At 63.0% G+C, this 18,178-nt stretch carries 18 protein-coding genes; 11 read left to right on the plus strand and 7 right to left on the minus strand.

Features of this window, described 5'->3' with window-relative positions; translation table 11 throughout:
• Window positions 1–2: 2 nt before the first annotated feature.
• Window positions 3–1,166: a serine hydrolase domain-containing protein gene (locus tag RBA40_RS24725; protein WP_306650767.1), complete on the plus strand. Its 1,164-nt coding sequence runs from the start codon at window positions 3–5 to the stop codon at window positions 1,164–1,166.
• Here RBA40_RS24725 and RBA40_RS24730 read toward each other — a convergent pair.
• The 6 genes from RBA40_RS24730 to RBA40_RS24755 all read right to left on the minus strand — a co-directional run bounded on the left by RBA40_RS24730 (window position 1,163) and on the right by RBA40_RS24755 (window position 7,119).
• Window positions 1,163–1,783 (minus strand): SCO family protein, encoded by a 621-nt coding sequence (locus RBA40_RS24730; protein ID WP_306650769.1) that lies wholly within the window; start codon window positions 1,781–1,783, stop codon window positions 1,163–1,165. The two genes, RBA40_RS24725 and RBA40_RS24730, sit on opposite strands and share 4 nt — an antisense overlap.
• Complete coding sequence (locus RBA40_RS24735) at window positions 1,780–2,577, minus strand: formylglycine-generating enzyme family protein (protein ID WP_306650770.1); 798 nt, start codon at window positions 2,575–2,577, stop codon at window positions 1,780–1,782. Before RBA40_RS24735 ends, RBA40_RS24730 begins: the two co-directional genes overlap by 4 nt.
• 7 nt (window positions 2,578–2,584) lie before the next feature.
• Entirely contained in the window at window positions 2,585–4,000 is a 1,416-nt protein-coding gene (gene nirK / locus RBA40_RS24740; RefSeq protein ID WP_306650771.1) for a copper-containing nitrite reductase, read from the minus strand.
• Window positions 4,001–4,119: 119 nt separating this feature from the next.
• On the minus strand, window positions 4,120–4,500 hold the full coding sequence (locus RBA40_RS24745; protein ID WP_306650773.1) for a SirB2 family protein: 381 nt from the start codon (window positions 4,498–4,500) through the stop codon (window positions 4,120–4,122).
• Between the two features lie 16 nt (window positions 4,501–4,516).
• Window positions 4,517–4,774 (minus strand): DUF2249 domain-containing protein, encoded by a 258-nt coding sequence (locus RBA40_RS24750; RefSeq protein ID WP_306650775.1) that lies wholly within the window; start codon window positions 4,772–4,774, stop codon window positions 4,517–4,519.
• A 68-nt stretch (window positions 4,775–4,842) separates the two neighbouring features.
• Window positions 4,843–7,119, minus strand: a complete 2,277-nt coding sequence (locus tag RBA40_RS24755) for a nitric-oxide reductase large subunit (RefSeq protein ID WP_306650776.1) — start codon at window positions 7,117–7,119, stop codon at window positions 4,843–4,845.
• Window positions 7,120–7,299: 180 nt separating this feature from the next.
• On the opposite strand from RBA40_RS24755, the gene RBA40_RS24760 reads away from it, so the two are divergent.
• Entirely contained in the window at window positions 7,300–7,749 is a 450-nt protein-coding gene (locus RBA40_RS24760) for an RrF2 family transcriptional regulator (protein ID WP_306650777.1), read from the plus strand.
• A gap of 14 nt (window positions 7,750–7,763) precedes the next feature.
• Here the strand turns inward: RBA40_RS24760 and RBA40_RS24765 are convergent, their stop codons facing one another.
• Window positions 7,764–9,071 (minus strand): hypothetical protein, encoded by a 1,308-nt coding sequence (locus RBA40_RS24765; RefSeq protein ID WP_306650779.1) that lies wholly within the window; start codon window positions 9,069–9,071, stop codon window positions 7,764–7,766.
• Window positions 9,072–9,288: 217 nt separating this feature from the next.
• Between RBA40_RS24765 and RBA40_RS24770 the strand changes: the two genes are divergently transcribed.
• From RBA40_RS24770 to RBA40_RS24810, 9 genes are all read left to right on the plus strand, one after another.
• The gene (locus tag RBA40_RS24770) at window positions 9,289–10,542 is read left to right on the plus strand and encodes an MFS transporter (RefSeq protein WP_306650780.1); all 1,254 of its coding nucleotides are present in this window, start codon (window positions 9,289–9,291) and stop codon (window positions 10,540–10,542) included.
• Window positions 10,543–10,559: 17 nt separating this feature from the next.
• Window positions 10,560–11,945, plus strand: a complete 1,386-nt coding sequence (locus RBA40_RS24775; protein WP_306650782.1) for a NarK family nitrate/nitrite MFS transporter — start codon at window positions 10,560–10,562, stop codon at window positions 11,943–11,945.
• Window positions 11,946–11,959: 14 nt separating this feature from the next.
• The gene (locus RBA40_RS24780) at window positions 11,960–12,640 is read left to right on the plus strand and encodes a Crp/Fnr family transcriptional regulator (RefSeq protein ID WP_306650784.1); all 681 of its coding nucleotides are present in this window, start codon (window positions 11,960–11,962) and stop codon (window positions 12,638–12,640) included.
• A 12-nt stretch (window positions 12,641–12,652) separates the two neighbouring features.
• A complete protein-coding gene (locus RBA40_RS24785) occupies window positions 12,653–13,339 on the plus strand; it encodes a carbonic anhydrase (RefSeq protein ID WP_306650786.1) in 687 nt (228 codons plus the stop codon).
• 95 nt (window positions 13,340–13,434) lie between these two features.
• Window positions 13,435–14,595 carry an energy transducer TonB gene (locus tag RBA40_RS24790; RefSeq protein ID WP_306650788.1) on the plus strand — a complete coding sequence of 387 codons (1,161 nt, stop codon included), beginning with the start codon at window positions 13,435–13,437 and terminating at the stop codon, window positions 14,593–14,595.
• A gap of 220 nt (window positions 14,596–14,815) precedes the next feature.
• Window positions 14,816–15,361 (plus strand): hypothetical protein, encoded by a 546-nt coding sequence (locus RBA40_RS24795; RefSeq protein ID WP_306650790.1) that lies wholly within the window; start codon window positions 14,816–14,818, stop codon window positions 15,359–15,361.
• Window positions 15,362–15,707: 346 nt separating this feature from the next.
• A complete protein-coding gene (locus RBA40_RS24800; protein ID WP_306650792.1) occupies window positions 15,708–16,349 on the plus strand; it encodes a hypothetical protein in 642 nt (213 codons plus the stop codon).
• A 166-nt stretch (window positions 16,350–16,515) separates the two neighbouring features.
• Complete coding sequence (locus RBA40_RS24805; RefSeq protein WP_306650794.1) at window positions 16,516–17,493, plus strand: ADP-ribosylglycohydrolase family protein; 978 nt, start codon at window positions 16,516–16,518, stop codon at window positions 17,491–17,493.
• Window positions 17,493–18,155 (plus strand): site-2 protease family protein, encoded by a 663-nt coding sequence (locus RBA40_RS24810; RefSeq protein WP_374710550.1) that lies wholly within the window; start codon window positions 17,493–17,495, stop codon window positions 18,153–18,155. The genes RBA40_RS24805 and RBA40_RS24810 overlap by 1 nt, the downstream gene beginning before the upstream one ends.
• The last annotated feature ends 23 nt before the right edge of the window (window positions 18,156–18,178 follow it).

Here is an 18,178-nt window from a genome sequence, read left to right on the forward strand (position 1 = left end):
TCATGCGACCCTCACGCGTGCTGATGTTCAATCGAAGTGCCTTTTTCACGGGCCATGGCGGCTACTTGCTTCTGATGCCGGTTGTATCCCTATTCTTGTCCGGGTGTGCTTCTTCCACGCGGACTGATTTGGCGCCAGCGAATGTGCGCGACACATTGAAAGTTCTTGCGGAAAGGCACCATGTTTGCGCTGTGGCGGTTGCCGTCATCAAGAACCGGCAGCTTGATTCATTCGATTCGGCGACGGGTTGCATGCCAGCCTCCACGCTGAATGCAGACAGCGTTTTTCAAGCGGCATCCCTGAGTAAACCGGTCTTTGCGTATGCTGTGCTGAAGTTGGTGGAACAAGGAAAATTGGCGCTTGACGTGCCGGTCGTGAAGTATCTGCCGCAAGGCTATCGGCACCCATTCGATCCGTCGAAAGCGGAGCCTTCCGCTCTGGTGACCGACCCGCGACTTCAGGCAATTACCGTCCGGATGGTGTTGAACCACACTTCAGGATTGCCAAATTGGGCCTCCGGACCACTGAATGTCGACTCGACTCCCGGGACAAAATGGAATTATTCGGGGGAAGGCTACGTGCTGCTGCAGCGGGCCGTGGAGGCGGTCACCAATCAGCCACTGGATCAATTCATGACCTCGCAGGTCTTCAAGCCGCTGGACATGAATGACAGCGACTACGTATGGAACGAACGAATCGCGAAAAATCTTCTGCCCGGGACGAAAGCGAATGGAACCCCCAGGGCGACGATGGATTTGAAGAACCCGAACGCCGCTTTTTCCCTTCACACCAGCGCGGCGGATTATGGGAAATTTCTCGTCAAGGTGCTTAACGATGACGATGTGATGAAACAGATAACCGCATCACCCGTCACGGTCGACCCAAGCCTGGGTCTCAGCTGGGGCTTAAGCTGGGGAATTGAGCATGGTCCCGATGACGCTTATATTTGGCAGTGGGGTAACAATACGGGCTACCGCGCATTCGCCATTGCCTCCGTTCGAACGGGAGACGGCTTTGTCATGCTGACCAACAGTGAAAATGGATTGGAACTGGCGCAACCGCTGACTCAAAAAATCCTGCCGGGCGAACACAAGCTCTTTCAATCTTCCATACTGGGTGTCGATGTGATCAATTTTTTCTGCAATACATTGCGTGTGTGCCTTTAACTGATATCTGTCGTATGAGTAGCCCCCCTATTAAGCGCCAGGCTGATCTGCGCAACGAAGGCCGGATCGGGAAGTGGGCTCAGTTGGGTGCTGCTGGCCAGCAGTTTGCCACCGGCGTCGAGCAGGCACACGCGCGTGGTGTGGTTGATTTCGCCGTTGGTGACGGCGCGATACTTGATCTGCAAGGCGCCCGCCATGGCCCGTGTATGCGTTTCATTGGCGGCCACCGCCAGGCGGAAGATGGCGGGATCGAGCTTGTGCAAGCGTGCCAGCTGGGCCAGGGAGTCGGGCCTGTCGTACAGCGGGTCGAGGCTGACCATCAGCACCGCCAGGCGCCCGGGCGCGGGCTTGACCTGGTCGACTGTGCGGCGCAGGTTTTCGATGATGATCGGGCAAGCCGCATTGCAGTCGCCGTAAAACATCGTTACCAGCAGGGGACGGCCGGCCAGCGCGCGCCAGTCGAACTGGCGGCCCTGGCTATCCTTGAGCGGCACCGACAGGCGGTAGAGCGATTCGGCGGGAAGCGGGTTGGCATGCGCCAGTGGCACCGCGATCATGCTGGCGGCGAGCGCGCTTGTGCGCAGCAGGAGGCGGCGCAGGGGGTTAAAGGTAGTCATGGCGATAGTCCCGGTGTAGGTGTGTGGCCGGCGTCGCCACGCGCGCAGCGAAAGCCCAGATAGCCGCCATCCTGCGCGCCGTCCATCGCGGCCAGAAGGGCCATGCGCATCAGCACAGCGTAGTTGCGGCGGTCGCCGAGCGACAGCGCCGCGCCGCCGCAGTAGTCGAGCACCTTGCGCGGGTCCTGGCTGCGGCTGTCGGCGCTGACGAACAGCGCGCTGTAATCCTCGACCCATTCCCACACCAGTCCATGCATGTCGTACAGGCCGTAATAGTTTGGCGCGTTGGCGCGCACACGGGCCGGCGGCGTGCTGGCCGGATGGGCGTACCAGTTGAGGATTTGCTCCAGCCATTGCGGGTCGTCGCGCGCGTCGGCACGGGTGGCGTCGGCCGCGGCGGCGTATTCCCATTCGTACCAGTGCGGCAAACGCGCTCCCTCGCTGGCGCAAAAGGCGTTTGCCGCGTGCCAGCTGACGTTGGTCACCGGCGCATCCGGCGCCAGTGTGCCGTGATCGGCGGCGCCGCGCCACGCCGCCAGATAGGTGGGCGCGGCCAGCACGGCCGCTGCCTGGCCGCGCTGCCATTGCGGATGTGCGAGGACGAACGCGCGGAACTCGGCGTTGGTGACCGCCGTGGCGCGCATCGAAAACGGCGCGACAACGGCCGGCGCTTCCTTGCCGTCGGCGGGCATCACCGAACGCAGCTCGCCGCCGGGCAGCGCCACGTAGTCGCCGGCGCCGGCCGCCCCGCACAGCAGCGACGCCCAGGCGAAGGTGGTCAGGTGGTGTTTCATGGCGCGCTCAATTGGCCTTGACCTGACGCATCTGCTTGACCTGGGCCGGCGTGATGACGGTTTTCCCGGCATTCAGGTCGGTGCTCACGTAGTTGATGACGGCGGCGACATCCTCGTCATTGAGGTCCTGCGGTGGCATGACCGAGTTGTAATGCTCGCCGTTGACGACCATTTCGCCGCTGCGGCCATGCAGCACGATATGGGCCATCTCGTAGGGACGCTGCTGGAAAAAGTCGGAATTGGCGAGCGGCGGGAACACGCCGGGAACGCCTTTGCCGTCGGGCAGGTGGCACGAGGCGCAGGTGCTGTCGTAGACGGCCTTGCCGCGCAGGCGTTGCGCATCGGTGGCGGCGGGTAGCGCAGCCCTGGCGACGACAGGCGGCGCTTTGGTTCCGGGCAAAGCGGTCTTGATGCCCTTGCCATAGATTTCAGGGCGTTCCGGGCCGCTCACCGCCATCAGGCCCACCGCGCCCTTGTTGAAGGCGCGCGTGAGCGAGTGGTCGACCAGGGTCAGGTTGCCCGGCACGCGCGGCACGAATTCGACGATGGTCGATCCGCCGGCCGGCACGAGGGTGGTCTGGACGTTTTCCTGGAAGCGCGTGCCGCCTTCGGTATAGACCTTGTCGAAAATGGCGCCGATCACGTGGAAGCTCGAGACGGTGTTCGGCCCGCCCACGCCGAAGAACATGCGCACCTTGTCGCCGGCGGCGGCGGTCAGCGTGCCTTTGCCGGTGAGGGCGCCATCGGCGCCGTTGAACAGTACATACGTCGGCCGCTCGTCGATCGCCTTTTGCATGTCGAAGCCCTGCAGGCCGGGCGCGCGATATGCGCCGGTGGTGTAGAAGTCACCCTGCATCACGTAGTATTCCTTGTCGACCCTGGACATGCCTTCCTTGGGTTCAACCAGGATCATGCCGTACATGCCGTTTGCGACGTGCATGCCGACAGGGGCGGTGGCGCAGTGGTAGACGTACAGGCCGGGAGCCAGCGCCTTGAAGGTGAAGCTGGCCTGGTTGCCCGGTGCGATCAGGGTTTGTCCGGCGCCGCCACCGGGACCGGTCACCGCATGCAGGTCGATATTGTGGGGCAGCTTGTTACCGGCCAGGTTTTGCAGGTTCAGTTCGACCGTGTCGCCTTCGCGCACGCGGATCATCTTGCCCGGCACGGTGCCGCCGAAGGTCCAGAAGGTGTAGCGCGTGCCCGGCGCGATTTCGCGCTCGATTTCCTCGACCGTCAGGTTGACCACCACGCGCGCCGGTGTCTTGCGCGTGATCTGCGGCGGCAGCGCCGGCGGAGCCACCAGTTCCTGGACGACGACCGGCAGCGCCGGCTGCGCGGCATTGGCGGAGGCGGAGCACAGGACGATGAAGGCGGAAGCGGTGGCAAGGCAGGTGCCGGCGAGGCGGAGAGGAAGCGAACGCATGATGTGACCTTTTCTTTTTCTGTTGGACGTCGCGGAAGCGGTCGTCAACAGAATGCTAAGGTTTGCGTTCTGTAAATTCCTTGATGTGCATTACATTTCGGGGCAATTGGCGGCTGGTGTCAGCCGACGATCAAGACCCGGCGCGTCAGCGCGACCGCGACGATGTAGGTGACGGTGAGCAGGGCCGCACCGAAAGCGATGGCGCGTACCTGTTTCGGGCGGCCGGGCTTGAGCGCGACCGCACCGAGCACGATGTAGAGTACCAGCGCCACCACCTTGGCGCCGAGCCAGGGCTGGACGAACGGGTACTGGCCGCTCCACACCACCATGGTCAGTGCGCTGGCCAGCAGCACCGTGTCGACCACGTGTGGCGCTACCTTCACCCAGCGCTGCGCCAGCTGCGGCGCGTCGTTCAGCATCCAGACGCCGCGCAGCAAGAACAGGCCGATGCTGAGCGCGGCGCAGCTCATATGCAGGTGTTTGACGGCGAGGTACTCCATGCGTGGTCCTTTCTGTTCAGGCGATCCCGAAGTCGATGATGATTTCGCCCGGCGCGCGCGCCACGTAGGCGATGGTCACGCGCGATCCGAAATGGGCCTCGATCTGCGCCAGCAGCGGCAGCGGATCGTGGTCGTTATAAAAGCGCATGGTCTCTCCCGGCTCCAGCGCGGCCAGCGCACCGAAAAGGGCGGCGTGGCGAAAGCGCTTGGCGACGCCGCGCGCGTCGAACGGGTAGAGTCCAATCGAGGCGGTCGATGAAACAGCGTGTGTCATGTTGATACTCCTTGTGTAGTGTAAACGATACAGCCCCCGGCAGGAAGTCCCTGCCGGGGGAAAATACGTCAACGCGTGGTCGGTGCTACCGAGCCGACGACGTAATTGCTGCCGCGTGCCCCGGTGGCGAGCTTGAAGGCGAACAGCGCCAGGAACGCGCAGCCGACCGAGAACACCACGTCACCCGGCACGCGCAGCCACACCAGCGTTTCCATCAGCTGCGAGTGGACCACCTCGGGCGAGCGCGCATACCAGGTGCCCTGCGTGACGCTGGCCCAGGCCTGGTAGATCCCGGCCGGCACCAGCGAAATAAACACCATCATCGCCAGGCCGATGTTCAGGCACCAGAACATCGGTGCGAGCAGTTTGTCGGACCAGGCGGCGCGCTCGGTCAGGCCGCGCAGGCAGAACAGCATCAGGCCGATGCCGAGCATGCCGTAGACACCGAACAGCGCTGCGTGGCCGTGGGCCGCCGTCATGTTCATACCCTGCATGTAGTACAGCGCGATCGGGGTGTTGATGGCGAAACCGAGCAGCCCGGCGCCCACCACGTTCCAGAAACCGACCGAGATGAAGCACAGGATCGGCCATTTGTAGGCCTGCACCCATGGGGCCGCCTTGGAGCGCTTGTAGTTGCGCCATGCTTCGACGCCGATCATCGCCAGCGGCACGACTTCAAGCGCCGAGAACATGGCGCCGATGGCGATGACGAAAGTCGGCGTGCCGGTGAAGTACAGGTGGTGCAGGGTGCCCAGGATGCCGCCGAACAGGAACACGATGGTCTCCAGGATGATGGCGCTGTTGGCGGTGCTTGCGGCGATCAGGCCAAGGCGCGTGAACAGCAGTGCGATGACGGCGGTGGCGAACACCTCGAAGAAGCCTTCGACCCACAGGTGCACCAGCCACCAGCGCCAGTATTCGACCATGGCGTAGTGGGTGCGCGGACCCCAGGTCAGCGAAGTGGCGTAAAAGCCGCCGATGCACAGGGCGGCCAGGAACACCATGGCGATCAGGCCGCGGCTTTCGGATGGCTTGCGCAGGGCCGGCAGCAGGCCACGTCCGAGCAGCAGGACCCAGAACAGCAGGCCGACGAACAGCAGGATCTGCCACACGCGTCCCATGCTGGTAAATTCCAGGCCCTGGTTGCCGACCCAGAAACTGAAGCCGTTACCCAGGTGCTGCAGTGTGCCCAGCCAGCCGGAGATGGTGGAGCCGGCCACGATGAACAGCAGCGCGTAGAACAGCACGTTGACGCCGAGCGCCTGGTATTTCGGTTCGTGTCCCGAGATCGCGGGGGCGATATACAGGCCGGTGGCCAGCCAGGCGGTGGCGATCCACAGCACGGCGAACTGGGTGTGGATGGTGCGGCTGACGACGAACGGCAGGATCTGGCCGAGCGGGAAGCCGAAGAAGCTCTGGCCTTCGACCGCGTAGTGGGCGGTGATGATGCCCATGCCGACCTGCGTCAGGATCAGCGCGATGACGACGTAGAAGTACTTGCGGGTGGCGCGCATCGATGCCGTCGGCTTCATGTCGAACAGCGGGTCGGCCTTGGGCGGCACGGGGTCGTCGCCTTCGCCGGCGCGGCCGTGATAGAAGATCATGGCGGCGATGGCGGCGATCATCAGGATCACGCTGGCGATCGACCAGATACCGGCGCCTGCGGTGGGGCCGTTGCCGACCAGCGGTTCGTGCGGCCAGTTGCTGGTGTAGCTGATTGCCGTTTCGCCGGGACGGTCGGTGGCGGCCGACCAGGAAGACCAGAAGATGAAGGCGGGCAGGGCGCGCAGGTCTTGCGCAGTGGACAGGCTGCCGGCGCTCATGGCGTACTGCTCGCGCAGGGCGTCGAGTTTGGGGTCGGCGCCGAACAGGGCGCTGTAATGGGCCGCCACTTCACGCACGGCTTGCGCGCGTTCCGGCGAGAGCAGGATGATGCCGGTGCGCGCGTCCCAGGTATTGGCGCGCATCTCGCGCTTGAGGCGCTCGCCCAGGGCAGCCTGCTGTTCGAAGTCCAGCCGGGCGAAGGGTTTGCCGAACTGTTTGGTGGCGTAGATCTCGCGCAGGGCCAGCGCTTCGCGATGCAGCCAGTCGGCCGACCAGTCGGGCGCCAGATAGCTGCCGTGACCCCAGACGGAGCCGAGTTGCTGGCCGCCGGCCGAGAGCCAGGCTTGCTGGCCGCGCTGGACTTCGCCTTCGGAAAACAATACTTCCCCCTGGCGGCTGGTGACTTGCTGTGGAATCGGGGGAGCGCTCAGGTAGATTTCGGTCCCGACCCAGCCGAGGACGGCGAAGGACAGGACGCAGATGACCGCGAGCCAGGTCCATAGTTTGCGTGAGGCGTGCATGGCGTGGTTTCCTTATTATTAGAACGGCGCGGTACAGTCCGCCCCGTTAAAGAAGGATTCTAGATACATCTATTTAAACAAGCAAGTTAAATACTTCTTTACGTCTTCACGATGCCATCCGGATCAATAGATGTATACTGGATGCCTCATTTAACCTGTCATCCAACCATTCCGACGCCGATGCGACTGACCGCCTATACCGATTACACCCTGCGCACCCTGATCTACCTGGGCATGCACCGCGATCGCCTGGCGACCATCCAGGACATCGCCGACGTGCACGCGATCTCGAAGAACCATCTGATGAAGGTGGTGTACCAGCTTGGCTTGTCGGGCATGGTGGAGACGGTACGGGGCCGCAACGGCGGGCTGCGCCTCAAGCTCGAGCCCGAACAGATCAATATCGGCGCAGTGGTGCGCCACAGCGAAACCGATTTTTACATGGCCGAGTGCTTCGATCCGGCGAGTAACGCCTGCACGCTGGCGCCGGCGTGCGCGCTCAAGGGCGTGCTCGGGGCGGCGACGGCGGCGTATTTGCGGGTGCTCGATGCGGTGACGCTGGCGGACCTGATTGCGCACAGCGCGGCCCCTGGCGGACGCGCGGACAAGGCCATCATCGTCTGGAAGTAGGGCGCTACGCGTTGCTAAGCCTGCGCGGTGTACACCATCGCAAAACCGCCGCCCGGCGTGCGGAAGTTGGTGGTCTGACCCTGGTACACGCGCGCGGCCGTCCATTGCACCTTGGCGTCGTAGGTGTAGCTGCGGATGTCGAACTTGAGCTGATCCGGCGCCTCGGCGCTGCCGCCGGTGCGCGCCGGCGGCGCCATGATCGCCTGCGCCACGTAGTCGCCATCGAGGATGTCCTGCCAGGCGCGCTTGGTGAGCTTGTCGCCGCGGTAGGCCGCACGGCCGCCGTAGCCGGCCACCGGCTTGAAGAACCACTCGCGCCGCGTGCGCCACAGGCGCTCGGCCTGGTCTGCCCGCACCAGCTCCGTATGCGGAATCCCGCGCAGAAGGATGGCGCGCGTTTCATCGGCCACGCCCAGCGCCGCCAGTTGCGCATCGTCGGTCAGCAGCGCCAGATTGCGTTTGTCGGCGTACAGCGCGTGCGCGCGCGGATGCGGCGTGAGCACCACCGCGCATGCCAGGTAGGCGTCGCGCAGTGCCGCGTGACCGGGCGCGTCGAGCATGAAATCGGTCAGGCGGTTGTACACCAGATCGACAATCAGGTCGCCGCGCCACAGGCTGCCGGCTTCCCAGCGCAGCATCGACGGGTCGACGATCAGCGCTTCGATGTCGTGGCGCGCAAACAGCTGGCGAAACATCAGGAATTCCGGATACAGGTACTGGTTTTCGGGGTCGTCGTCGACGATCACGATGGTGCGCAGCGGCGTAGTGCGCCCGCCCAGGCGCCACTCGGCGCGGAACATGTCGACGATGGCCTCTTCCAGCGCCAGCGCGCGCGCGGCACCGTTGCCGGCCTCGCCGATCGCGCTGCACCCGTGGCCGGCCCGCGCCAACGCCGCATTGAGCAGGGCGCCGCCAGCATTGGTGTTGATTTCAATGAGGCCGATGGCGTCTTCGCCCACGTGAAAATCGTAGCCGTAAAAGACGCCGCGCGCGCCCGGATCGTGGCGCGCGATGGCCGGTGCGTCGGCCAGTACCGCGGCCTGCCAGGCCGGCAGCGCGATCACTTCTTCGATCGCGCCGATCAGCTGCGCCATGCGCGCCGACTGCTCAGGCGACACGAACACCGGGAGCGCTGCGAACAGATGCGGACAGCGTTCGCTGATCAATGCAAGCACTTCCGGCCCGGCGCTATCGTTTTGCAGCGCGTCGGCCAGTGCCGCGGCGGAAGGGCCGGCGCAAAAGCAGCTGGCATTGAGCTGGGCGGCATCCTGCGTGGCGCAGCCGGGTTCGCAGCTGGAATCGGGTGTTGCAATGTCTTGCATGGACGGCCTCACATAGTCTTGGTCTGTCCTTATACCTCAAAATCCGCAAACGCATCATTGATTCATATCAATACAGCTTTCCTGACGTGTGCTGACTAGTTCTTTTGGGCTAGAAGACTAGCCAGATTGCCGCGGAAAACTCGCCCTCAGGCTAATAGTCGTGCCTTACGGCAGCACGTAAGCTTCCTGTATCAGGTCATCGGTCCGGGAGAAGAACGTGTCTAGCAAGAATCAACAACAAATAGCGGTGCTGGCCAGCAGTACTTTCGCCTTCACCATCTGCTTCGCGATCTGGATGATGTTCGCGGTACTCGGCATTCCCATCAAGGCCCAGCTGGGCCTGAACGAGACCGAATTCGGCCTGCTGGCGGCAACGCCGGTGCTGAGCGGCTCGCTGGTGCGCGTGCCGCTCGGCATCTGGACCGACCGCTACGGCGGGCGCATCGTGTTTTTCATCCTCATGCTGGTTACCGCGCTGCCGATCTGGCTGATCTCGCACGCCACCGCTTACTGGCACTTCCTGGTGCTGGGCCTGTTCGTCGGCCTGGCCGGAGGCTCGTTCTCTGTCGGCACGCCGTATGTGGCGCGCTGGTTCGGCAAGGAACGGCGCGGGCTGGCGATGGGCATCTTCGGCGCGGGCAACTCCGGCTCGGCGCTGACCAAGTTCGTCGCTCCCGCCATCATCGCCGCCTTCGGCTGGCAGATGCTGCCCAAGGTGTACGCGGTGGCGATGCTGCTGACCGCCGCCGTGTTCTGGCTCGGCACCTACAGCGACCCCGCCCACAAGATGCCGGCCGGCGTGTCGTTCAGGGAGCAGATGAAGGTGCTCAAGGACCCGCGCGTGTGGCGCTATTGCCAGTACTACTCGGTCGTGTTCGGCGGCTATGTGGGCCTGGCCTTGTGGATGACCAAGTATTACGTCACGGAATACGGTTTCGACATGGGCCTGGCCGCGCTGCTGGCGGCCTGCTTCTCGCTGCCCGGCGGCGTGCTGCGCGCGCTCGGTGGCTGGATTTCGGACAAGTACGGCGCCTACAAGGTCACTTGGTGGGTCATGTGGGTGTGCTGGGTCTGCTTCTTCCTGCTGTCTTACCCGCAGACCAACATGATCATCAAGACCGTGACCGGCAGCACCACGCTGCAGATCGGCCTCACGCCGGTGATGTTTACGGTGCTGCTGTTCGTGGTCGGGGTAGCCATGGCGGTCGGCAAGGCGTCGGTGTTCAAGTTCATCGGCGACGACTTCAGCGACAACATCGGCGCCGTCTCGGGCGTGGTCGGGCTGGCCGGGGGCCTGGGCGGCTTCGTGCTGCCGATCCTGTTCGGCGCCCTGGTCGACCTGACCGGCGTGCGCTCGTCCGCTTTCATGCTGCTCTACGGCACGGTGTGCGTGTCTTTGGTGTGGATGCATTTCAGCTTCAAAGACAGTGCGCGGCCCGCCGCGCCGGCCCGGCTGGCTGTCGTCGCCTAATTTAAAGGAGAAATCAAATGAGTAAATATGTCATTGCCACCTGGGAGCCCGAAGTGCCGGCCTTCTGGCAAAAGAGCGGCAAGGCGACCGCCAACCGCAATCTGTGGATTTCGATTCCGGCGCTGCTGTTCGCCTTCGCCGTCTGGATGGTGTGGAGCGTGGTCGTGGTCAACCTGCCCAATATCGGCTTCAAGTACAGCACCAACCAGCTGTTCTGGCTGACTGCGCTGCCGGGCTTGTCCGGCGCGACCTTGCGCATCTTCTATTCGTTCATGGTGCCGATTTTCGGCGGGCGCAAGTGGACCACCGTCTCCACCGCCTCGCTGCTCATTCCCGCCATCGGCATCGGCTTTGCGGTGCAAGACGTCAACACCAGCTACCCGATCATGCTGATCCTGGCCCTGCTGTGCGGCTTTGGCGGCGGCAATTTTGCTTCGTCGATGGCGAATATCAGCTTTTTCTATCCCAAGGCGCAGAAAGGCTACGCACTCGGCATGAATGCCGGCCTGGGCAACCTGGGCGTGTCGGCCGTGCAATTCGTGGTGCCGCTGGTAATCACTGCCGGCGTGTTCGGCGCATTGGGCGGCGAATCCCAGCTGTGGGTCAAGGGCGGCGCATCGAAGGCCATGTGGCTGCAGAACGCCGGCTTCATCTGGGTACCGTTCATTGCGCTCACCGCGCTCGCGTCGTGGTTCGGCATGAACGACCTGGCCTCGGCCAAGGCCTCGTTTTCGGAGCAGGCCATCATTTTCAAGCGCAAGCATAACTGGCTGATGTGCTGGCTGTACACCGGCTCCTTCGGTTCCTTCATCGGGTATTCGGCCGGCTTTCCGCTGCTGATCAAGACCCAGTTCCCGGATGTCAATCCGCTCGATTACGCCTTCCTCGGGCCGCTGGTCGGGGCGCTGGCGCGGGTGGCGGGCGGCATCGTGGCCGACAAGCTGGGCGGCGCGCGCGTGACCTTGTGGACCTTTGTGCTGATGATCGGGGCCGTGATCGGCGTGATCCAGTTCTTGCCGCATGGCGGCGCGGCGGGCAACTTCATGGGCTTTTTCTGGATGTTCATGCTGCTGTTCGCCGGCACCGGCGTGGGCAATGCCTCGACTTTCCGCATGATCCCGGTGATTTTTCTCACCGAACGCCAGCGCGCAGCCGAAGGCAAGGGCCACGCCGCCAAGGAGCAGGCAATTCTCGACGCCAATAAAGAAGGCGCGGCGGTGCTCGGTTTCACCTCGGCGGTGGCGGCTTACGGCGCGTTCTTCATTCCCAAGTGCTACGGCACCTCGATCGCCCTGACCGGCGGTCCGGATGCGGCACTGTGGGGCTTCGTCGGCTTTTACGTCTCGTGCATCGCGGTCACGTGGTGGTACTACGCGCGGCGCCGTGCGGACATGCCGTGCTGATAGCCGGAGCGGTCATGGAAAAGACCCGATTCTCGCCCCAGACCTTCCTGGCGCGCGTGCCGCTGTTCGATGCGATGTCGCCTAGCGAGCTCGACGCCATCGCGGCCGGCACCAGCGAGCGCCATGTGGCGCGCGGCGACATCATCTTCCAGCGCGGCGATACCTGCCGCGGCTTTCACCTGGTCATTTTCGGCCAGGTCAAGCTCGCCGCCGGGGTGGCCAACGGCGCGGAAAAGATCATCGAGCTGATCGGCCCGGGGCACAGCTTCGGCGAAGCGCTGATGTTCATGGAAAAGCCCTACATCGTCTCGGCCACGGCGCTGGCCGATTCGCTGCTGCTGCACGTGACCAAGGAAGCGGTGTTCGACGGCATCGCGCACGACCCCGGCTTTGCCCGCAAGATGCTCGCTGGCCTGAGCCGGCGCATGCACGGGCTGATCTGCGACCTGGAATCGGTTGCCTTGCAGTCGGGCACGCAGCGTGTGATCGGTTACCTGCTGCAGGACGAGGCGACCGGGCAGGGTGCGCAGGTGACCCTGCCGGTCAGCAAGGCAGTGGTGGCGTCGCGCCTGAACCTGACGCCCGAACATTTCTCGCGCATTCTGGGCGATCTGACCATGCATGGATTGATCGGCGTGCAGGGCAGGAATGTGACGATCATGAATATCGACGGCTTGCGCGAGCACGCCGGCTGAACGGAGCACGACATGCAAGACATCGAGAAGTTCGTACGCGGTTTCAGCCGCTTCCAGCAGCAGTATTTCAGCGAGGATCATGGCGTCTACGACACCTTGCGCGGCGGACAGCGTCCCAGCACCTTGCTGATCGGCTGCTGCGATTCGCGGGTCGATCCGATGCTGCTGACCGGCAGCGGTCCGGGCGATATGTTCGTGGTGCGCAATATCGCCAATCTGGTGCCGCCCTGCACGCCGGACGCACCGCCAGGCGTCAGTTCGGCGATCGAGTTCGCCATCTGCAACCTGGAAGTGGCGCGCGTGATCGTGCTCGGGCATGCGCGCTGCGGCGGCATTCGCGCCTTGCTCGCGCCGCAGCCGCTGGAACCGGAGCAGCGCGAAACCGGATTCGTCGAGCGCTGGATGCGTATCGCCGAACCGGTGCGGGTGCGCGTCATGCGCGAGCTGGCGCACAAGAGTTCGGAACAGCGGCACAAGGCGTGCGAACAGGCCAGCATCCTGCAGTCGCTCGACAATCTGCTGACCTACCCGTGGGTCAAGCGCAGGGTGGAGGAGGGCAAGCTGGTGCTGCATGGCTGGTATTTCGATATCGACAGCGGTGCGCTGATGGGCTATTCGGCGCGCCGGCAGCAGTTTTTGCCGATGGTGTGCCCGATCGATGCGGTCAAAGGGCGGGTGCTGCCGGCCGGAACAGCGTGATGGGGTGCCGTTCAAATACGGTGGAGGTAAAAGGCTTGCATGGAAAATTTCCACGTGGCACACTTTATGATTGCCAATTTTCGAATCTGCCCCCCATGATGAACAAACGATTGCGCGCCGCGCGGGCAGTTGCGGCGATTTTTCTATCCACTGCGGCGCTGGCGTCGGGCGCGGCGACCACGCCGACCGCCGGCCAGTTCCTTCAGATCTTGCAGAAACAGGTAGCCAGCGATGAAAAGGATCAGTTTGCGGTCACAGGCTTAAGCACCGATGAGCAAGGACGACAGTTTGCCGCGGCGATTCTGACCAGGCTCGGCGAGCAGAAAGCTTATCGGGATGCGTTGCAGGAATGGCTCATCGCCAATGCGGCGACCACGCAGGAAGAACTGGTGAGCAACTGGTGGCGACACTACCAGAAAATCAGGCTGGCTTCATTTGAATTTTTGGACGACCGGGATGTTTCCATTCTGTTTCGCTTGCCGGGCACGCAGGCGCTGTATGGGAGTCCCCGCGAGGGCTGCCAGACGCGTAGCGCGGACGACAGTTCAGCGCTGGTGCAGCGTACCCGTCATTCATTGATCGATGAACACAAAGATCGGCTTGCGGGCGTGATCGCGGCGGCGTATGTGCGGGAACTGGCGCGTATTCAAAACCCAAGGCCGGGCGACCGGCCTGTGGGGGAGGTGCAGACAATGCGTGTCATGGCAGCGTTTAAAAAACTCGGAAAGTCGCTACCGGCTGCTGATGCGGCAATTCTTGATAACGAATATTCCTACGGCAAACGCGCTCCTGGCACACCGCAGGAGCAGTGCGACCGCGACTGGCTGACCACCCATGCCATCCTCGACGCAACCGTCAGCGATGCCAGTTTGTTCAGGAAAAGTGTGACGCATGCGCAATACTCGACCGCATTTGACAGGCTGGCACCTGCGCGCGCGCCGCTGCGGGCCAGGCCGGGTTTTACCCCGGGCAAGGCCTTCGTCTCTCTTCCCGAATTACTGGAGCGGCGTGGTGTGACGGGCGCGGTCAGCGTGAAAGTCAGCGTGGACGAGGCTGGCAACGTTTCTGGCGTGGTTGCGGCCTGGAACAGTCTGATCCCGACACATGTTACCAGTGCGAACGGGGAAACCTTCGCATCGTTGGATTTGCTTCTGCCGGTATTCGACAAATATTATCGAGACGGGAAGTTTACGCCCCATCTGGTCAATGGCAATCCGGCGCCATTTTCGTTTTCGCAAGAGGTTGATTGGAAATAGTTATCCGCTTGATTGATTTCCCCGGCGCCTGATGTATCGGTAACCAGTCATACCGCTGATGGTCACGGGTGGGCGCTGGCCTGCGGTTAATGTGGCGCAAACGCCGGCATTGGACTCCACAGAATAATGGATGAGGGTGGTTGGCGGTATTCCCGCTGTTTCCAGAGGGCTTGCATCCGATCACTCCCCATATGCATGAAGCTTTTCCTAAAGAAAGCACATGCTAATCGCCATCTATTCTGAGGAGAATATTATGTGGATCGGTTCGATCGGGCTGGTTGCGGCAACCAAAAATGTTCCTAACGCCGAAACCGATAACCTCGTGCAGGCTAGCATTATAAGAAATGGAACGGAAATCCGCGTGCTCAACCTGGATTATGCGGAGGTGGATGACCACGAACGTGGCGACAGCCGCGGCTACACCTACAGCGGGCCGACCAAACTGCCCCGCCGTAACGACCTGACGCCGGTACTACCAGCCGGCATAGGAACGATTCCGATGCCCTATCCGGGCTACGGGCTCGAGTTTTCACACGGCTTGAGCGGGCACCTGCAGATTAAACTGCGGGTTAACGGCGACGACATGTGGATCAAGGATAACATCGACCTGTATGTCAAATTCATCCGCCTGCGCGCCATCGATTTCGGTACCCTGGCCTGGTTGGAAGATACTCACTGGACTTATATTGCCAGCTGGACCCAGGACGTCGCCTTATCCAACGATGACGACGAAGGCGTTCCCACCTGGACGCTCAATTTAGGCTAAAGCCACTGTCTGGCTCATGTCAGGTCAACGGAATTGCAATTATCTCGTATGGCTGGGATCTTTATTGTCCCAGCCAAATTCAATTCAATTTACCGGAAATTCATCACGCCATCTGATACCGCTGGTTTTCCGCAAAATACATCGAGTTGCCAATGTCGTGGATCGAGGCGCCAGGCGATGCCACGCGGGAGCTGCTCGCGCTGTCGACCCTGGATTCACCTTCGCCGTTTGATCATTCAACTTTTTACCAATCCTGCCGTTAATCATTAACGAGCACGGCACACTGCCGTCTTTTGCCTATGAAGATCTAACGTTACGGCGTGCAACGCGCCAAGAAGGAGAGGTCATGAGCATTACCATTTCGAATACAACCCCCTCAAACGGCGCCACGCCGATCGCGCCGCGAGAAGCGGGGCGCCGGCCGAACGAGGGCCTTCAGGCTGACGGCAGCGTCAAGACCGACAAGGTGACCCTGAGCGGACCGGCCGAAGCGCCGCTGACCTATGGCGTGCCGCGTGCGGCCGCGGCGGCGGTCGATACGCTGCCCGACCTCGACGCCCTGCTGGCCGAGTCGGACCGCCAGGCGCAGGAAGTCATCAACCTGATCCTGCCCGCGATCGAACAGCAGGGGCTGAACCTGTCCAAAGTGGTCAGCGGCGAGCAAAAGCTCGATGCCGATCCGGCAGCCATCGAAGCGGCCAAGGCGGCCACGGCCGACGACGGCGAGTTTGGCGTTGCCCAGGTGTCCGAGCGTATCCTCAATATGGCCAAGGGAGCGATCGGCGACGACCCATCCAGGCTGGCCGCGATCCGGGCTGCCGTGCAGCAGGGCTTTGACGAAGCCGCCGAGGCCCTCGGCGGAACGCTGCCCGAACTCAGCCAGAAAACCCGTGACGCCATCATGGCCACCTTCGACCGCTGGGAGAAGGATGGCATGTCACCGGCTGAGCCCATCAAGGCGGCCAATGATGATTCCGGCACCGCCTGAGTGCACGGTACGGTGAGCGGGCCGGGCCGGCTGACACCGGCTTCGGGCATCATTTTGCTCACTTCTAATTTTCTCTTGCCGTCTGCCAGCGTATTCAAGACAATGCGAGGCTTATTCGACGAGAGAAAACTGTACCGATGTCCTTTTCGCCCGCAGGCACGCCCCCATGACGCGGCGCCAACCAACGTACGAGGAAAGGCTGGCTGGCGGCATCGTCGGCCTGCTGGTCGGCGATGCGCTGGGTGTTCCCTACGAGTTTCACAAGGCAGCGGATATTCCACCCGCCGCCCTGATCGATTTCACACCCCCGCCGCAGTTCCCGCGCTCGCACCAGGCAGTGGCCCCAGGAACGTGGTCCGATGATGGCGCCCACGCATTGTGCCTGCTGGCGTCGCTGCTCGAGCGTGGCAGCCTCGCCCTCCATGACTTCGGCGCCCGGCTGCTCGCATGGTACGACGAGGGCTATATGGCGGTCGATGGCGTGGTGTTCGATGTCGGCGTGAGCACCGGAACCGCCATTCGCGCACTGCGGTCCGGCACGCCTGCGGCGCAGGCGGGCCCATGCGACCAGTACGACAACGGCAACGGATCGCTGATGCGCGCCTTGCCGCTGGCGCTGTGGCATCGCGGGTCGGACGCCAGCCTGGTGCGCGACGCCCACCAGCAATCCCTTCCCACCCATGGCCACATGCGCTCCCAAGTGTGCTGCGCGCTGTACTGCCTGTGGGCGCGGCGCGAGCTGTCGGGATCGGGCGATGCCTGGGGTGATGCGGTGGCGGCGCTGCGCGCCATCTACGCGTCGATGCCTGAAGCGCTGGAAGAACTGGAATGGGCAGTGCGCCCCGACGATCCACCGGGCGGCAGCGGTTCCGGCTACGTCGTCGATTCCCTGCGCTCGGCGCGGCTGGTGCAGGCTGCAGGCACCTACGAAGAGGTAGTGCGCGCGGCGGTCAGCCTGGGCAACGACACCGATACGACCGCCTGCATCGCCGGCGGCATTGCGGGCGTGCGCGTCGGCATACACGGCATTCCCTGCCGCTGGCGGGAACAGCTCAGGGGAAGTAACTTGTACGGGCCGCTGGTCGATGCGCTTCTGGCCTGGTGCACACATCCGGCTGCGACCATGGGGCAGCCCCTCCCGTGATGTTGCTGACCGTTTACCTGATTTGGGCGATCATCTCGCACGCGCCGGTCCTGGTCACTGCCTGGGTTGCGCGATCCCTCGGGATTGTGGTGGGGGCGCTGACGCTCGGGGCTGGCCCCGTGCTGCTGAAGCGCAAAAACGTGACTCTGCGCCTGATTCCGATCAACTCGTCGGTGCGGTTCAAGACATCTCAATTCATGCCGCTGCTCACCACGCACGAAAAAGAGGGCGCGCTCGAGGTCCAGCCAGTGTGGGCGCAGTTGCTGGTGACGGCCTGCATTCCTGCCTGTTTGCTTGCCATCGCTTGCGTGCTGCTCGGTGTCGACGCTCCGCGCTATTTTGCGAGCAGTTTTTCACAGATACTGACCGGCGCGCTCAGCCCCTTGACCCGTGCCCAGGCGTACCTGGCTGCCTATCACGCCGCGCTGGCGCAGCAGTCGTTCGGTTTCGTGCTGGGCCTGACGGCGGCGAAGATGGCTGCTTTCAACCTGCTTCCCCTGGGTAGTTTATGCGGCATACAGCTTATCGTCACAGTCGTAGAGGCTTTTTACGCGCGTGCCCCGATGTTTCCGCGTACGCAGCACTTTTTGACTTGGATCACCTTGCTGATCATGGCCTCATGGGCAGTCGCGGGTTTTGTCTATGTGATGTCACCGCCTTGAGTTCTCCGCGCGTAGAACAAAAA

Origin of the sequence: Massilia pseudoviolaceinigra, from assembly GCF_030846505.1 — a bacterium.
Classification (GTDB): domain Bacteria; phylum Pseudomonadota; class Gammaproteobacteria; order Burkholderiales; family Burkholderiaceae_D; genus Telluria_A; species Telluria_A violaceinigra.

Coding starts and splice junctions, on each gene's coding strand:
- RBA40_RS24725 (WP_306650767.1), top strand. CDS start 3: ATGCGACCCTCACGCGTGCTGATGTTCAATCGAAGTGCCTTTTTCACG.
- RBA40_RS24730 (WP_306650769.1), bottom strand. CDS start 1,783: ATGACTACCTTTAACCCCCTGCGCCGCCTCCTGCTGCGCACAAGCGCG.
- RBA40_RS24735 (WP_306650770.1), bottom strand. CDS start 2,577: ATGAAACACCACCTGACCACCTTCGCCTGGGCGTCGCTGCTGTGCGGG.
- nirK (WP_306650771.1), bottom strand. CDS start 4,000: ATGCGTTCGCTTCCTCTCCGCCTCGCCGGCACCTGCCTTGCCACCGCT.
- RBA40_RS24745 (WP_306650773.1), bottom strand. CDS start 4,500: ATGGAGTACCTCGCCGTCAAACACCTGCATATGAGCTGCGCCGCGCTC.
- RBA40_RS24750 (WP_306650775.1), bottom strand. CDS start 4,774: ATGACACACGCTGTTTCATCGACCGCCTCGATTGGACTCTACCCGTTC.
- RBA40_RS24755 (WP_306650776.1), bottom strand. CDS start 7,119: ATGCACGCCTCACGCAAACTATGGACCTGGCTCGCGGTCATCTGCGTC.
- RBA40_RS24760 (WP_306650777.1), top strand. CDS start 7,300: ATGCGACTGACCGCCTATACCGATTACACCCTGCGCACCCTGATCTAC.
- RBA40_RS24765 (WP_306650779.1), bottom strand. CDS start 9,071: ATGCAAGACATTGCAACACCCGATTCCAGCTGCGAACCCGGCTGCGCC.
- RBA40_RS24775 (WP_306650782.1), top strand. CDS start 10,560: ATGAGTAAATATGTCATTGCCACCTGGGAGCCCGAAGTGCCGGCCTTC.
- RBA40_RS24780 (WP_306650784.1), top strand. CDS start 11,960: ATGGAAAAGACCCGATTCTCGCCCCAGACCTTCCTGGCGCGCGTGCCG.
- RBA40_RS24785 (WP_306650786.1), top strand. CDS start 12,653: ATGCAAGACATCGAGAAGTTCGTACGCGGTTTCAGCCGCTTCCAGCAG.
- RBA40_RS24790 (WP_306650788.1), top strand. CDS start 13,435: ATGATGAACAAACGATTGCGCGCCGCGCGGGCAGTTGCGGCGATTTTT.
- RBA40_RS24795 (WP_306650790.1), top strand. CDS start 14,816: ATGCTAATCGCCATCTATTCTGAGGAGAATATTATGTGGATCGGTTCG.
- RBA40_RS24800 (WP_306650792.1), top strand. CDS start 15,708: ATGAGCATTACCATTTCGAATACAACCCCCTCAAACGGCGCCACGCCG.
- RBA40_RS24805 (WP_306650794.1), top strand. CDS start 16,516: ATGACGCGGCGCCAACCAACGTACGAGGAAAGGCTGGCTGGCGGCATC.
- RBA40_RS24810 (WP_374710550.1), top strand. CDS start 17,493: ATGTTGCTGACCGTTTACCTGATTTGGGCGATCATCTCGCACGCGCCG.